Source organism: Bacillus sp. GB_SG_008 (assembly GCF_052038115.1).
Lineage (GTDB): Bacteria > Bacillota > Bacilli > Bacillales > Bacillaceae_G > Bacillus_A > Bacillus_A rhizoplanae.
This window is the reverse complement of sequence record NZ_JBPZSK010000006.1, coordinates 122,595-138,647: the sequence shown is the minus strand read 5'-3', so window position 1 is coordinate 138,647 and position 16,053 is coordinate 122,595. Positions and strand designations below refer to the sequence as shown.

Below are 16,053 nucleotides of genomic sequence, written 5' to 3'. Positions count from 1 at the left end.
ATGGAAAATTTATTAAAAAAAGCAATCCAACTGCGCAATGAGAAGAAGTTTGTTCAGTCCAGAGAGATATTGTTGAGTTTAATAAACTTTACGCAAAATCCGGAAGTTTTGTATCAATGTGCATGGACGCATGATGCGATGGGAATGGAAACGGAAGCAGTTCCATATTACGAGAGAGCTATTGAACTAGGACTAGAAGGAGAAAGTTTGCGAGGTGCATATATCGGTTTAGGAAGTACATATCGGTGTATTGGGGAATATGATCAAGCGATTGCTACATTAGAGTCGGGAATAGAACGTTATCCAGATGATGATGCCATGAAAGTGTTTTTATCGATGGCAAAGTATAATATACAATCTCACGAAGAGGCGATGAAACTCCTGCTAGATGTGGTGGTGAAAACAGAAAATGTAAAAACATATGCAAAAGCAATTACATTTTATAAAGAGCGGTTAAATGAAACCTTTAAATAAAATGGTAGAATTACAAGTAAATAACTACCGGCCGAAAGGTGCAACATTCAGTCGGTAGTTAAGAATACTGAATAAACAGCGTCCTTTAAGAGTGCTGTTTATTTCGGAATGATTACAAATGCATTTGGAAGATATCGCATTCCCACGGAAGTTTCAGTTGCGGGTTTAAGCTGTAATTCTCCTTTATAAATCATCGTTGAAGAACCTCCACCGTCTAAGGCAAATGCATCTATACATCCATATTTTTTGAACAGGGATACCATATCTCTCATAGAAGCACCACGATGATTCTTGTTCCAATAAAATCTTCCGTCTGTTACAATCATTATTACATTCCCTTGTGAATCTTGTCCGATTCCTGTTCGAGGTGCCCAGCCATATGCTTCTTCAACTTGATCCGTCACCATATCTTTTCCGTCCACAACTAGTTGCGGTCCAAATGTGACAGCTTGTGTTACGTTCATATGTTTTAACTCATTAATGGAGTATGTTCCTGTAATGAATTGTCCTTTGTTTGTGAATCCACAAACAACATTACGTGCATCTCGACTAAATCCAGGCTCCGAACGAATAACGCCATCAGAAATTGCAATCCCTATGACTTCTCCGCCGCGCCCAACACCTCCTGGATCTTTAAATCCACCTGCGTTGATACCTCCAATAGCTCCATTTTGTTCAATGAGCTCAGATAATGGTTGTCCCTGGTTATGATATTTGGAACTTACTAAATGAATGGTAGTCGGATCGTTAACCTTCATTATTTTTGCTGTGAAATGTGGATCTTCGAGCGTTTCAACAGTTACAGATAAAGGGTGTTTTTTACGCGACAACGAAAAATTGGGAAGTTTTGATTTTTGGGTGGACGGTGCATAAATAGCAGTGTTCAATTGCTGAATTTCATTTTTTGATAAAAGCAATCTTGCGAATTGCGGGTGTTGTGATGACAGAATAGATCCTCCGATCATTTCGCGAAGTTTATGGCCAGCGCTTGTACCGTACAACCAAATCATCCCTCCTGCTAGGATAATGAGGAGTACGAGACTTATTCGTTTTATTCCCTTTTTTATCCGTCTTTGCATATGAATACCTTCTTTTTTTCATAGTATGTCACATTTGTTATTTTTCAACACAATTAAAAACCGATAAGTATAAAGCTTACCGGTTTTCGTCGTAAAAATTAGAAAAATATGATAAAATGAAAGGGTAACTCATGGTCAGGGTGGTTGTTCCATTATCACTTCTCTAATGAAGGGAGGTGATAATTTGAGCGAACTTTCGTTACTTTTGCAAGGTGGTCTCTTTCTCATTGCATTGTTGACGTTTGTTGTGTTATTAATTGACAAGCTCAAAAAATAACAACCCACTCTACGCCAATAGAAGGTGGGTTGTTCAATTCATAAGAAACAAATAGGATAATGAATAATCCACTCTGATGAGTTATATGGGACTAGTGTGTTGCCGCACACTAGTCTTTTTCTATTCATATGCTAATTTGATTTATTTATGTGATTGTATCGCTCTTTTCATTGTTATTATAGCATAATCCTGTTTATGTAAGAAAGGAGACCATATGTTCTTATTTTTGTAATCATATCGCTTGTTTTTTAAGATTGAATTCCGCTTGTTGTTTTAAATAATCCATTCATATATTCTTTTAAACTCTTTTTGTAAAACTCTTGATTGATTGTATCATTTACACCAACAATTGGCGACGGAAGGTCATATGTTTTTTGAGAAAGGTGAACAACGACATCGAACACATCAAAGAAGCGAATAAAACAGAATAATCCATCTTTGTCACTTAATAAGATAAAATAATGATTTTGGCAATCGGTATTTAATGTGTTCCACAATGAACTTTTGCTTAAATCTCGTACAATATTTCTATCTTTTAATTCGATAAAATCTACATTGAATAAAATATTAGAAATGGCAACTGCATCTGGATCATGAAAATAGCCATCTATTGTATGTACAGCAAATAAATAAGCCATTTTCAATAAACTCATTTTATATTTGCGATTATCAAGCAGTAATTCGCGTTGAATGGAACCGGAAACTTTTTTTACTCGTTCTTCTTTCCATATTTCATCATGAAGTGAGATATCATGTCTTTGACATAGTTTCATAATAAGGGAATTTGAAAATTGAAATTCGTCGGTATCAGTTTCATCATTTGTATATTCTTCATCATATATATCTAGAAGAGGGGAATCAATTTGATGTTTAAGTTGATCAATTTTATACTGTATTAATTTATGGCTAATTAATGGACGATCTACATTTGTTACTATTCTTTCATGACATGTTTCACACACTGTATCGATATAGTAATATCCACATAACATTTCTGGAATAACATATTGTTCTATACATTGTTTTTCTTTTTCTCTACATATACTACATACCGTCATACCTATCACCTTTTAGTTATAAATTTTTATATGTCTTTATTTTAGTGTATTTATTTATGTTTTGGAATAAAGAACGAAGAAATAGCATGTAAAATTTTGTTTTGATTTGTTACAATGAGAGAAGAAATTTTAAAGGAGGCTTTTTTTTGAAATCGAAAGCTCATTTTTGGACATTAGAAGTGCTGATGGTTGTAACGATTATTTTTATCTGTACAAAAATTTCGTTTTTATTTCAGCCAATCGGCATTTTTATCTCCACATTGTTTTTCCCTATTTTAATTGCTTTATTTCTTTATTTTATGTTTAATCCAGTTCTTGTTTTTTTAGAGAACAAAAAGGTGCCGCGTAATTTAGCAATTTTGCTACTGTATGTGTTCATTATTGCATTAATAGCTGTGGGGATTGGTGTTGTGGTTCCAACTCTTTCTCAGCAGCTTATGGATTTAGTAACAAATATGCCGATTTATATTAAGGAGGCGACAGAATACATAACAGATTTATCACATCATAGGTTATTTCAATGGATTACAACACAAGATTATGTTTCACTAGATGTGATAGAAAAGAATGCTCTTCATTATTTGAAAGAGATACCAAATACGCTTACATCGAGTGCGACTGTATTATTTGGTATTATTACAAACCTTGCATTAATTATTTTCACAGTTCCATTTATTTTGTTTTATATGTTTAAAGATGGACATAAATTTCCTGGAGCAGCAGTTCGTTTTTTACCAGAGGCGTATCATGAAGAAGGGCGTCATGTTTTAAAAGAAATGAATGAAACCCTTGCTGCATACATTCAAGGTCAATCGATGGTTTGTTTATTTGTTGGGGCTTTCACATTTGTCGGTTATTTAATTATCGGGATGCCATATGCTTTTGTTTTAGGAGTTGTGGCAGCAGTTACGAATATCATTCCAAACTTAGGTCCGTTTATTGGGGCGGCACCTGCGGTTATTGTTGGACTATTTGTATCACCGATGCAAGCGTTATGGGTTATTGTTATCGTAACGATTGTTCAGCAATTTGAAAGTAATATTCTATCACCGCGAATCATGAGCGAAAAATTAAACATTCATCCGTTAACGGTTATCGTGTTGATTCTTGGTGTCGGAAATTTTGCAGGAATTATCGGGATGATTTTAGCTGTACCAACATATGCTGTGACGAAAACAGTCGTTTTAAATGTAGTAAGGCTATTTCAATTGAAAAAAAATAAGAAGTAGAAAAAAGACCAGTTACGTATTGTAGCTGGTCTTTTCATGTTTTAGTACCAATAGTATGATTTTATTCCAGTAGCAGATTTTGCAAACTATTCTGCTGTATGTTACAAACTTGACAAAGATAATTTTCAATAGTGCCGTATTTTTCTATAATTTTATTGTAAATCTCATCTAAATATTCACACCGTACCTCTAACATTGGTTTTAAACGTTCGGGTGAGATTTGAAAAGACCCATCCATCTAATAAATTTTTTGACTTTTTTCATAGCTTTCGTGACTATATCTCCAGTTACCCATAATGAAATTCTTTCAAATACTTATCTTCGTTTATTTAACATTCTCACACCAGATTATGAATTGTTATGCAGAGTCTATCTCCACAATCCAAACCATAATTCGCTGCTTTGACAAAATCATAACAAACATCTCCTTTCATCGTTATTTGTTATTAAAAAATTAAAGGTGGTTATAAAACGAAATTTGACGATCTTTTACTTCGTCCATGATCTTTTGAACACATTGTTCATGTTCAAGTTCTTCTTTAGATAGACGGGTTTTTTGAATCGTAATTGTTAAAAAGAATATATGAAATGTCATATACTGTTTACTCCTCTCAAGTGTATAAATTTGTAAAAAGGCGAAAATCGCACAAAAAAGCCACAGGAAGACAAAGTGCTCCTGCGGCAAGGCGTGAAAAAGCCACAGGAAAGCATTCGACCTCCTGTGGCAGAATTATTTAAATCATAATAAAGGCGATTTTCAATTCTCCATATGGGTGGTCGAATATTTATTTAATTGTGAGACAGATGCGACATAAACACTTATTTTCATCATTTCATTCGACCTCCTTTGGAAATTTTTTCTTACTTAAGTAAGTATATACAATTAGGTAACTTTTGTAAACCTTAAAATGTAAAAATAGGGTAAAAGTTTTGAATTTTAATGAAATTGCACAATTTCTAAGGGAGATGTTGTGGTGTATAACGAACTATTAGTGTGAGGAGGGATGGAACAACTACTTTTAACATTTTAATAATAGTAACCTTTTCTTGCCTAAGACAAAAGTGAATAATTGGAAAAATATAAATTGTAAGTAAAAAATATGTATAAAAGAATACACTTGTAGAAGGAGGGATGGGGATGAAAGGTTGGAAAGATGACGTTTTTAAAATACTTGGAGCATGGTCGCTACTTGGTGCTTATATCATTTTAACGATGACTATGCGCTACTCATGGTCTACGCTGTATCAAAGTTTAGCTGTAATAGGGGTACCTGTTATTGGAATAGTGTGGTATTTCGCGATAAGAAATTTAATGTTTGCGAACACGTTGTTTATAAGAGGCATGCGTGTAACCTTATATCTCGCTTATGCGTGGTCATGTTGGATGCTTCGAAATATTTACGGTGTAGGAAATGAAGAAGTTTGGCTCTCTGTTAGTTGGTTACTTCCAGCATTATATCTTTATGTAGCAGACAAAAAAGCAGAATGGTATGTGCTTGGAGGCGGAGCATTACTTTTCTTTTTATCAACGATAGACGAAATGACGTGGTTTGCTGTTTCAGATAAATGGCAATCTATTTTAATAACTATCGCTTCGCTAATATGGTACCGAATTGAATTAAAAATGCCAGGGCGTTATTTATTTTACACAACTAGTTTAATAGGATTATGGATGGTGTATCTTGAAAATTTATATGAAGGAGGAGAGCCTAACTATCGGATAAAAGTAGTGTGTGCAATCCTAATGACAGTCATGTACATTACTATATTTAAAAAGATAAAAGAAGGAAATCTGTATAAACTAACAACTGGTGCAATCTTAACGGCGTGGTCATTGTATGCATTGATAGACATAACCAATCTATTTACAAATTTAACTATGAATATCTCTTATATATTAATGGGATTGGTTGGTTTGTTTGTCGTAATTTCACAACAATTTTTTACTTGGCAAGAAAAAAAGAATCAAACACAAACAAATCCTCGAAAAATTGGAGAATATGTGCTGTATGTTTTAGTAAGCTCAATAGGAAGTGTTCTTTTCCTTGCAAGTCTCTATTTTATTTTATGGGAAACATTAAGAGAAAGCAGCGTAATCATGATTGTAAGCGCTACGCTCAGTGTACTTGGAATATGGGGATATAAAAAAATAACAGCAAAATTTTTACGTATTTTTTTATTTGTTTTCGCTATCATGGCGGGAATTACAACACTTGTAACAGATCACCATTACATATGGGGAGTGTTGTATGCTGGTTGTATTTTTGCGTATTGGATGTTCGCAAAACATAAGGCAGAACAACATAGTTTATGGTGGTTATTGGAAGGAATTATACTTAGCGAATGTATGAGAGGTGCGGACTTTTCAACAAGTATGTGCTATCTCGTACTCATTCATATCGGATTTTTCATTTTTGCGATTGCACGAAAAAATGAATTTTTATTACGAAATAGTGTTGGGTTTGGAATGATGTATGTATTTTTCTATTTGTTAGAGAAATACGAAGGTGCAGATTCTTGGTTTATTGTAATCGTACATGGTGGATATACATTACTTCTTGTGTTAGGCATGCTATATGTAAAGGATTCTGTAATTAAACGGATTGGTATCGTTATTTATTTGTTTACGAATCTTATTATGTATGAAACAAATTATATTGGAAACTATGGATTGAGTTGGATGTTATTTCTTGCAGGGGTTGTATTGTTACAAACGAAAAAACAGCAAAAACAAGAGAACATTGTAAAATATAACATAACATACAAGAAAAAATATGTATGGTTAGTAGGTATACTTTCTACTTTTATTTTATTAGGTACTGTTACACAGCAAGAATGGAACTATTATAACGGTAATACCGTGTTACTAGAATTAGAAAATCCAGTTAAGGAATTAGGAAATGTGAAAAAAGCCTGGTTTTCTTTCAAAATAGAAGCGGAAGTAAACGAAATGATGCTGAATCGTGAAATACAAAAAGAAACAAAAACACTTGTGTATATAAAATTGAAAAAGGGACAGGAAGAGAGTTATCGAATAGATAAAATAAAGCTTAATAACTACCCGAAAGAAAAAGGTATCTGGATAAAAGGATATATGAACTATGGGTATGTTACGATAGGAAGTACACGTGAAGTTCCTATTACCCTTGTAAAAGGGGAGGGGCTGTATGCAAAAGTGCAAATTGCAAAGAACGGAAATAGCAGAGTAATTGAAATTCAGTGAAAGTAAAATGTGCATGAGTGGGAACAAGGCATAAAAGGTATTTTTTCAGACTGTGGAGAAAAGTTTCTCTACAGTCTGTTTTTGGCTATTTTGGATTACCCACATGTCTTTCCAAATACACGGCATGCCTACTCTGACTTGATCTGTAAGGTTAGCAGTTAAATGATTTCCATATTATCTTAATTTCTTTGATTCTTCGTGAAGTATAGCTTGGCTGAGGACTACAAAATCAATAAGAAATTTAATCTCCTGGTCATTATATTTTTTGAAAAGTTCTCTCATGGATTGACTAAAAGAAGTGAAGAGAGGAAGAATCTCTTTCTCCACTTTTTCAAGATTTACATGAATGATGACACGTCTGCGGTCGTTCAAATCTTTATCTCTGTACACATAATTAGTTTTTTCAAGCCTGTCAATTACACCAGTAACGGTCCCCGTCGTAAATCCAGTTATTTCGGCCAGCTTGCCGGCAGTCATAGGATAGTTCCGTAAAATAACATCCAGGCATTTGTGATCCGTTGAATTCAATCCCAGTTTTTCAGCCATGTTTTGATGGAACATGATCGTTTCCGTGCTGTAGTTTCGTAATTCCTCATTAAACAATTCAAGTAATTGTTCCCTCGACAGATTTTCTAGTGACATTTTGATAAACCTCCGCATATAATATTTTATCTCACGAGATAAGATATTTATAAAACGAGATAAGAAACCTATTTAATATATTATATAAAAACAATACCAATTCAATGCAAGCAAATAATTTGTAGTCGTTAGGCGCGGAAATGTCTTATATGAGTGGGAAAATAAACTGAAAGGTGTTTTTTATGAATTCACTGAAAGAAGTTCTTACGCAAGAAAAAGAGATTACGATTCATACGCTTGCAAATTACATGAACCAATATACCCGTAATAATTGGAAATCCGTATTGCAGGAAAATCAATTGGAGTTTCAGGATGCATTTGATAAGTCAGGGGAATTTGCTTACGGTGTCTTCGGACGTAAGTTGTTCGGACCCTTGATCAAAGAAATTGAGCGTGAAGGGTTTGTCTTGGAGTCGGACCATTTGGCTTCTTCCGTAGAGTATTGGGGGCCGCCGGAAGAACGGGAACGGTGCATGTGGCATGTTTGCAAAAAAGCCGACGGTACTCTGATGGGAAGCTTGGTCACCCGTGTCTTTCACGATCATACTCAGTTTCGTATACCCTGTTCACCGGATATTATAGCACTTGAGAAGACGGAAAGAAGCGAGATTGTCGAGGCACTTTCGCGCGCTTCCACCCGCATCACCAAATATAACGAATTTACTGGTACATTTTTAACAGAAAAAATTGACAACGGCGAACAAAAGGACCATGGTTGGGAATACAGTGTTGAGGTCGGATTGGGGGATTATCTTGAAATCGATAACCCCGAAATGAGCGAGGGAATGTTTGATCATGCTCTTTCTCTTTGGGGACGCAATAACTGGGAACTAACGTCAGTTGTTCCTTATCAGGGACGTCTAATCGCGTTCTTTAAACGTTCTGTTTTCGGAAGAGAGAATACATGAAGATAATCACAGTAGTTAACGACTTTCTAAGGGGTAGCACCATGAGAATTAAAAACTTAGTCGTTGCTTCAATCAATAAAAATGAGCTCTCCGTATAGTCTTGCTCATCTGCAATCTGCAAAAGTCATTTCTGTGAGTAGATTGCACTTGGGCACACGGTTATGGGTTCTACCTAAAATTGTATCCTCTCCCCCAGATATCTTCTCCTCCTTGACGTGCAGATATCTGGGGGTTTTTGTTTATTTTTCTTGAAGTGCACTTTATTCAAAAAGCTGTGCCCCCTGTCATTCCTTTTTCAAGTAAAAGGTCAAAACTTAAACACAGGGTCTTCAACAATCTGAACCGATTCTTGAATTAAGAGAGACTTTTTGCCCCACTAAATAAAATAGAAAAAAAGATAATGTTCTATATACATTTTGTATTTGATTTAGTAATCATAACATCGCTTATCAGTAGTCCATATATCTAGGAATCCACAAAAATGCCATCCAGATCAATTCTGAAGGGTATTCATATTTACATAATCAGCGTTATCGGAAGTGAAATGAGCTTACACATCCAAGCTGTTGATGATAGCTAATATTTGATGATCTGTCCATTTGCCATTAATCTTTACATTTTCTTTAGCTATACCTTCTTTTTTAAACCCTACTTTTTCTAATACACGAATAGATGCTATATTGTCAGGCATAGCTCCTGCTTCAATTCTATGTAGTTTTAATTCTCTAAAAGCAAAGTCTACAACAAGTTGAAGAGCTTCTGTTGTATAGCCCTTTGCATTATACTCCTTATCTAAAGTAAATCCCGTATAACAGCTTTGTACGTCTCCCCTAGCAATTTGAGTTAATGAAATGTCTCCGATAAGTTTATCAGTTGCTTTTAAAAAGATTCCAAAAGCATATACTTGCCCTTCATCTTTCTTTTTTAATGCCCGTTCAATGCGTATTTTTTGATGTTCTTCTGTATAAAAGGCTTCTGGGAGTAATGGGCAAACTCGTTGAAAAAATTCGCGATTTCTAGTATGTAATTTAGCTAACTCGCTGGCGTCAGAAATCTTGTAAAGTCGAACGTATATTTGTTGTCCTACTAGTTTCATAAAACCCCTCCGATATCCTTTTAATACAATTTTATCATGGTTAACGAAAGAAAAGATTGATGAATATCATATTCATATGAAGTTAACATAACGTATCATTATACGCAGTAAATATAGAGACTAATTCTATATTCAACAAGGATTAGGCCTTTTTCTCTTTTAAAAGCTTTATGCAAGAATATATACATTCTTGTTTTATTACGTATGTTTTCTCAGAATTGTTCTGATTTACCGTATAAAAATCGCATAGCTACTATAGGGATCCAATTGGAAGACAGAAACTTTGCAACGCAATGTGGGTGTCATAACTATGTTAAGGGGTGTGGAGATCAGCTTCCCGAGTAAGATTTTATACCAAATTAAAGAAGCATCTGTCCATTAAGACAGATGCTTCTTTAGTTCCCTCATAGAGAGCGCAATTGTTTAATAACTTTATCTATTTTCGTTGAACTAAGAAAGATGTATATGTTAAAATAAAAAAATGACCATAGGGTAATATTGGTTTTGTTTCAATAATTACCCAATATAATTTTATCAAAAAACAACTGTGTTTGTCAAACTTTTGGTCAAATTATTTTTGTCGATAAGGAGTGACAATATGGAACAGTATGAGCAAGAATGGACGATAGAACAGCAACGAGTAGAGGAAGTAATAAAGAAAATTAAAGAGGAGATAGATGTTCTTCAGCAATATGTGAGCAGCGGGAAAAAAGAGGTAGTCAATATTCGAAAAGACTTTTGGAATGATGTAACAGTTAACTTCGATAATGCTGAAGAGGCTGTTGAAACTGCAGCAAGTATAAAGCAACAAGCAGAGTTGTTGTCTGAAAGAGAGCGCAGTCATCATCATGCAGATAAGCAGCTTACGATGCTAAAACGGCTAGAGCAATCTCCGTATTTTGGGAGAATTGATTTTTTAGAAGAAAGTGAAAGAAGTACTGATCAGATTTATCTTGGGATTCATTCTTTTTTTGATGAAAGCACAGAACAATTTCTTGTATATGATTGGAGAGCACCTATATCCAGTCTATATTATGATTACTCGTTGGGAGCGGCCGTGTATAAGGTACAAAATGAAATGATTACAGGAGAAATCACTTTAAAGAGACAATTCATCATTCGTAACAGTCAAATGGAGAGTATGTTTGATACAGGAGTAACGATTGGTGATGCATTATTACAAGAAGTGTTAGGGAAGAATGCGAATACACAAATGAAAAGTATCGTTGCTACGATTCAGAAAGAACAAAATTTAATTATTCGTAACGAAACGAGTCGTTTACTTATTGTGCAAGGAGCAGCAGGAAGCGGAAAAACATCTGCTGCATTGCAGCGTGTGGCTTATTTACTATATCGATATCGAAATACATTACATGCGGATCAAATTATTCTTTTTTCTCCTAATTCAATGTTTAATAGTTATATTTCGACTGTTCTTCCTGAATTAGGAGAAGAAAATATGAAACAGACAACATTTCAAGAATATTTAGAGGAGCATATAGATAAGAGTTTTGATGTAGAAGATCCGTTCACACAAATGGAATATGTCCTTTCAGAGATAGAAGAACGAGAATACTCAGTACGTATGCAAGGAATTCGATATAAAGCAAATGCACTTTTCGTGAAGGTTGTAGATAACTATGTGACGTATTTGAGACAAGATGGAATGATTTTTAAAGATGTTAAATTTCGCGGAAACTTATTAATGTCGAAGGAAGCAATAAAAGAGAAATTTTATTCTTTTCCTGTTTCTATGAGAATTCCTAATCGAATAAAGTTAATTTCTGAGTGGTTATTAAAAGAACTAAAGAAAAGAGAGCGGCTAGAACGAAAAGAACTTTGGGTTGAAGAAGAAATACAACTGTTAGATAAAGAAATGTATGCTAAAGTTCATAAGAAACTTCAACAAGAAAAACAGTATGGTGATAATACATTTGATGATTTTGAACGTGAACAACAAATGTTAGCTGCAATGATTGTGAACGCCCGCTTTAAACCACTTCGTAAACGTGTGAAGAGACTTCAATTCATTAATACGCCTGCAATTTATTTACAGTTGTTTACAGATTCGTTGTTTGCAAAGCAATTTACAGATAGTAATAGCCTACCACCAAATTGGAAAGAAATATGTAAAGAAACGGTAGAACGCATACAGCGCTTTTATATGGCATATGAGGATGCGACACCTTATTTATATATAAAAGATCAGTTGGAGGATTTACAAAGAAGTACATCTGTAGAGCATATATTTATTGATGAAGCTCAAGATTATTCAGATTTTCAATTTACCTTTTTGAAGCAATTATTTCCACATAGTAAAATGACGATACTTGGTGATTTTAATCAAACAATACATGCACATGCGACTGAAAATGGATTTTCGCAATTATATGCTTTATATGGAGAAGAAAAAAGTGAACGCATTGAACTTACACGTAGTTATCGTTCGACGAAACAAATTATTGAATTTACGCGGCAACTTATTTCAGGGGGAGATTCTATTGAACCTTTTCAACGTGAGGGAAGCAAACCAGTTATAACAGTAGTAGACACCGAAGAGGAACTGCATCAGAAAATTGTAAGTCGGATTAAAAATTTGAAAGAAAATGGTCACAAAACGATAGCAGTTATTTGTAAAACTGCTCAAGAAAGTAAAGCAGCATATGACATACTGCAGCAATATATACAAATTCACCTCATCGAAAAAGAAACAGCTTCGTTTGATTCAGGGATACTTATTGTACCTTCTTATTTAGCGAAAGGTGTAGAGTTTGATGCGGTTATTATTTACAACGCTTCATATAAACAATATAGAAAAGAAAGTGAACGTAAACTTTTCTATACAGCTTGTACACGTGCTATGCACGAGTTATATATTTATTATATAAATGAAATAAGCCCGTTTTTATCAACAGTTGAGGCAAATACTTATACGCAGGATAAATAAACCACATAAACAGAGGTCATGATTTATAGCATGATCTCTGTTTAGCTTACATTTTTATCCCGCATTAACGGGCAGTAAGACCCCACTTCAAGATGCAAAGAGAAACGAGGAAGATAGGTGGGGGATAACTGTCCGAAAAAGCCCGATTGATTCAGCTAACCATCAGTGGGGGATAAAAAAATCCCACTGATGGAAGTTTCACTTTATATGGCAGCAGAACAGTTACATTGTGTTTCATTCATAACAAATGGCGTGTCTTTGGGGATGAAATTTCCGCACATAAGACATAATAATAGGTAAGAAATTCCGATTAGAGTAAAAAATCGCGGTGTCAACTGCTGATATAGGATGATTAAAATGTGGAAAATGATTGTTTCCTATCTTCCAGAATGGAAAGTTTTCGGGCAAGCTTTTATCGTATTTTTCATTCCGTATGTAATTTCAAAAATTTTTAGTTGGATTCATTCATTAGAGGATGAGGAATGAAATGGATTGTTATATTGAAGAGCAAATATCAGATGTAGTGAATACTTTTGCAATGAAAAATTTGTCCTTCTTTTTGAAAAATAAATTTGTACGGAGTGATATGGAAAATCGAACCATGTCCTCGCTATTGTATATGAGGCCTAACCTTCCATATCAACAGACGTAAAAAAGCATCGGGTTTATCATCGTATTGAAAGTATGTGCATACATTGATTACTGGAAATTTAGGCAACAGTAATACATATGGAAATCCACGAGGATACATTCTCTCCATAACAAATACAGCCACTCCTAACCAAGCATATCCATTAAAGGTGTCAATTTGTAAGGAAGAAGGAGTATGTGGCCGTAAAGTTTCACCTGGAATAGGGCAGTGATTGATTTCATTCATTAAATTCATAAAATGATCTCCTTTATTTATATATATCTAGTTTGAGTTAAAAGAATGAAATAACCTAATTTTTTACCCCACATTAACGAGAAGTAAGATCCCGATATAAGATTCTAAGAAAACAAAAAAGATAGATGGGAATAACTGCTGTCATGAGCCCGATTAGTTGAACTTTATCTGTGTCGCTAGTTTTTTGTTTTGATGAATATGATTTTGGATGTGCTTAAAGCGAGCGCTACCATCCTCATTTCTTCCACCATTAATAGAAATAAAAGCAACTTTTATACCAATTTCAATATCTTCTCCTAATCTATTCTTCTAATCTATTCTCCTGCGAAGATTTTAATCCAAACGGATACTCCAAATATTAGATATTTTTAAACGCTTAACTCAATTAATTAAATGAACGCGTTTATCAATCTTCGTAAAAACCTAGACATTTCTTCTAGCTTGAACTTGACTTCGCTATTGCAATAGCTTTTATCCAATGAAGAATCGATTATATGTAATAACATAAATTTCTTTTTTTTGGGAAATGATTATAATTGTGAACTGTTTAATTTACACGATTGAATACTATAGAAAGCATGGTACTAGGTTGCTGGATGTACATTAAGTTTTCAAAGAGAAAGAGTGATGGGAATGAGTGAGCAGAAATCAAAGATCAAACAAATGAAGAAAACAACCAATACATATGAAGATAAGCAGGAAGTTAGGTCTTTTCAGGACTCAACAGAACATTTTACAGGCGATTTCACCGCAGATTTGGAACTTGTAAAGAAAGAAATTAGTTATAACTCAGATGTACACTTTCGGGAGTTTAACATTGGGCGTACAGGTATTCAGGCGGCAATCATTTTTGTGGACGGTCTGTCGGACAAAGAGCTTATCGACACACACATTATGAAATCATTGATGCTTGATTTTTATGAAGAATACAAACAGGATTCATCTTATATGAAAGGTACAGTTTCAAAAAAGTTTATTAAAGAACAAATCCTTCCCATTAGTGAAGTAAAAGAAGTTCATGATATAAAAGATTTAATGTCAAAAGTGTTGACAGGTTCAACGGCACTTTTGATTGATGGATCATTAGGTGTATTAATTCTTGATACAATAAAAGGGAGAACGCGGAATATCGAAGAACCGATATCAGAAGTATCGGTTAGAGGTCCACGAGTAGGTTTCACAGAAATTTTAAGCGATAATACCGCTCTTTTGCGACGTCATGGTGAAAATGAAGGCCTATCATTAATAAAGTTACAAGTAGGAAAGCGGGCAAAAAAAGAACTAGCCGTTGTTTATATGAAAGAAATTGCTGACTCGGCATTAGTAGAAGAAGTTAAGAGGAAAATTCAGAAAATTGATATTGATAATGTACTGGAATCAGGTTATGTAGAGCAGCTCATCGAAGATAATTATTTCAGTCCTTTTGCGCAAGCGCAGACTACGGAGCGCCCTGATCGCGTCATCGCCGCACTAATGGAAGGTCGGGTTGCGATTTTATTGGACGGGACACCTTTTGTTCTGATCGTTCCAGTTACATTTAGTATGATGATGCAATCGCCCGAAGATTATTATGAACGTTGGATTCCCGGCACGCTCATCCGCCTATTACGTTTTGGAGCAGCAATCATTTCTCTTTTTACACCTGCCTTGTATATTTCCTTTATCTCGTTTCACCCTGGATTGATTCCGACCAAGCTAGCCGTTTCCATCATAGGAGGACGGGAAGGTGTGCCGTTTCCTGCAATTATAGAAGCACTGCTTATGGAAATAGCCATCGAAATTTTACGGGAAGCCGGACTGCGTTTGCCAAAACCAATCGGCTCGGCGATGGGAATTGTTGGCGGATTAATCATTGGACAGGCTGCGGTAGAAGCAGGGATTGTTAGTCCCATGATGGTAATCGTAGTAGCTGCAACTGCCATTTCCTCATTTGCTCTTACACCTTATAGTACAGCGATTCCGCTGCGCTTTCTTCGCTTTGTAGGCATGTTTTGCGCTGCCATGTTTGGATTGTACGGGGTCATTCTGTTTTTCCTTTTCTTATGCAGTCATTTGGTGAAACTAAAGAGTTTTGGCGTACCTTATGTCAGTCCGGCTGTTCCTTATCGATTAAGTGATTGGAAAGACTTTTTGGTTCGCATGCCATTTCAAATGATGAAACGTCGTCCGAAGATGCTAAATCCGAAAGATTCCATACGAAAAGGGTAGCTTACTTTGAAAAGGAAGTGACTCGT

General features: G+C 34.9%; 15 protein-coding genes. 8 read left to right on the top strand and 7 right to left on the bottom strand.

The features are described 5' to 3' along the window. The gene (locus ACTDJC_RS16640) at positions 1-474 is read left to right on the top strand and encodes a tetratricopeptide repeat protein (protein WP_098308630.1); all 474 of its coding nucleotides are present in this window, start codon (positions 1-3) and stop codon (positions 472-474) included. Positions 475-572: 98 nt separating this feature from the next. Here the strand turns inward: ACTDJC_RS16640 and ACTDJC_RS16635 are convergent, their stop codons facing one another. Further along, the gene (locus ACTDJC_RS16635; RefSeq protein ID WP_440604106.1) at positions 573-1,553 is read right to left on the bottom strand and encodes a phosphodiester glycosidase family protein; all 981 of its coding nucleotides are present in this window, start codon (positions 1,551-1,553) and stop codon (positions 573-575) included. 184 nt (positions 1,554-1,737) lie between these two features. On the opposite strand from ACTDJC_RS16635, the gene ACTDJC_RS16630 reads away from it, so the two are divergent. Further along, positions 1,738-1,830: a putative holin-like toxin gene (locus ACTDJC_RS16630; RefSeq protein ID WP_098308626.1), complete on the top strand. Its 93-nt coding sequence runs from the start codon at positions 1,738-1,740 to the stop codon at positions 1,828-1,830. Positions 1,831-2,078: 248 nt separating this feature from the next. Here the strand turns inward: ACTDJC_RS16630 and ACTDJC_RS16625 are convergent, their stop codons facing one another. Continuing rightward, a complete protein-coding gene (locus ACTDJC_RS16625) occupies positions 2,079-2,888 on the bottom strand; it encodes an HNH endonuclease (protein WP_098308624.1) in 810 nt (269 codons plus the stop codon). Between the two features lie 146 nt (positions 2,889-3,034). Here ACTDJC_RS16625 and ACTDJC_RS16620 point away from each other — a divergent pair, with 146 nt between their 5' ends. Beyond that, the gene (locus ACTDJC_RS16620) at positions 3,035-4,117 is read left to right on the top strand and encodes an AI-2E family transporter (protein ID WP_098308622.1); all 1,083 of its coding nucleotides are present in this window, start codon (positions 3,035-3,037) and stop codon (positions 4,115-4,117) included. Positions 4,118-4,178: 61 nt separating this feature from the next. Here the strand turns inward: ACTDJC_RS16620 and ACTDJC_RS16615 are convergent, their stop codons facing one another. Together ACTDJC_RS16615 and ACTDJC_RS16610 are read right to left on the bottom strand one after the other, a co-directional pair. Then, positions 4,179-4,313: a tyrosine-protein phosphatase gene (locus ACTDJC_RS16615; RefSeq protein ID WP_440604105.1), complete on the bottom strand. Its 135-nt coding sequence runs from the start codon at positions 4,311-4,313 to the stop codon at positions 4,179-4,181. A gap of 258 nt (positions 4,314-4,571) precedes the next feature. Continuing rightward, positions 4,572-4,712, bottom strand: a complete 141-nt coding sequence (locus ACTDJC_RS16610; RefSeq protein ID WP_429710644.1) for a YrzI family small protein — start codon at positions 4,710-4,712, stop codon at positions 4,572-4,574. Between the two features lie 543 nt (positions 4,713-5,255). Between ACTDJC_RS16610 and ACTDJC_RS16605 the strand changes: the two genes are divergently transcribed. Beyond that, positions 5,256-7,340, top strand: a complete 2,085-nt coding sequence (locus ACTDJC_RS16605; protein WP_440604104.1) for a hypothetical protein — start codon at positions 5,256-5,258, stop codon at positions 7,338-7,340. A gap of 174 nt (positions 7,341-7,514) precedes the next feature. Here ACTDJC_RS16605 and ACTDJC_RS16600 read toward each other — a convergent pair whose 3' ends face one another. Continuing rightward, complete coding sequence (locus tag ACTDJC_RS16600; RefSeq protein ID WP_440604103.1) at positions 7,515-7,982, bottom strand: MarR family transcriptional regulator; 468 nt, start codon at positions 7,980-7,982, stop codon at positions 7,515-7,517. A gap of 182 nt (positions 7,983-8,164) precedes the next feature. Between ACTDJC_RS16600 and ACTDJC_RS16595 the strand changes: the two genes are divergently transcribed. Beyond that, a complete protein-coding gene (locus ACTDJC_RS16595) occupies positions 8,165-8,890 on the top strand; it encodes a DUF6022 family protein (RefSeq protein WP_440604102.1) in 726 nt (241 codons plus the stop codon). A gap of 550 nt (positions 8,891-9,440) precedes the next feature. On the opposite strand, the gene ACTDJC_RS16590 is transcribed toward ACTDJC_RS16595, so the two are convergent. Next, positions 9,441-9,986 carry a GNAT family N-acetyltransferase gene (locus tag ACTDJC_RS16590; protein ID WP_440604101.1) on the bottom strand — a complete coding sequence of 182 codons (546 nt, stop codon included), beginning with the start codon at positions 9,984-9,986 and terminating at the stop codon, positions 9,441-9,443. A gap of 598 nt (positions 9,987-10,584) precedes the next feature. Between ACTDJC_RS16590 and helD the strand changes: the two genes are divergently transcribed. Then, positions 10,585-12,933 (top strand): RNA polymerase recycling motor HelD, encoded by a 2,349-nt coding sequence (helD, locus tag ACTDJC_RS16585; RefSeq protein ID WP_440604100.1) that lies wholly within the window; start codon positions 10,585-10,587, stop codon positions 12,931-12,933. Between the two features lie 357 nt (positions 12,934-13,290). Then, positions 13,291-13,419 (top strand): hypothetical protein, encoded by a 129-nt coding sequence (locus ACTDJC_RS16580; RefSeq protein ID WP_255258115.1) that lies wholly within the window; start codon positions 13,291-13,293, stop codon positions 13,417-13,419. A gap of 124 nt (positions 13,420-13,543) precedes the next feature. Here the strand turns inward: ACTDJC_RS16580 and ACTDJC_RS16575 are convergent, their stop codons facing one another. Beyond that, positions 13,544-13,819, bottom strand: coding sequence for a DUF2071 domain-containing protein (locus tag ACTDJC_RS16575; protein ID WP_440604099.1), 276 nt, complete (start codon positions 13,817-13,819; stop codon positions 13,544-13,546). Between the two features lie 633 nt (positions 13,820-14,452). On the opposite strand from ACTDJC_RS16575, the gene ACTDJC_RS16570 reads away from it, so the two are divergent. Beyond that, positions 14,453-16,027 (top strand): spore germination protein, encoded by a 1,575-nt coding sequence (locus tag ACTDJC_RS16570; protein WP_440604098.1) that lies wholly within the window; start codon positions 14,453-14,455, stop codon positions 16,025-16,027. The last annotated feature ends 26 nt before the right edge of the window (positions 16,028-16,053 follow it).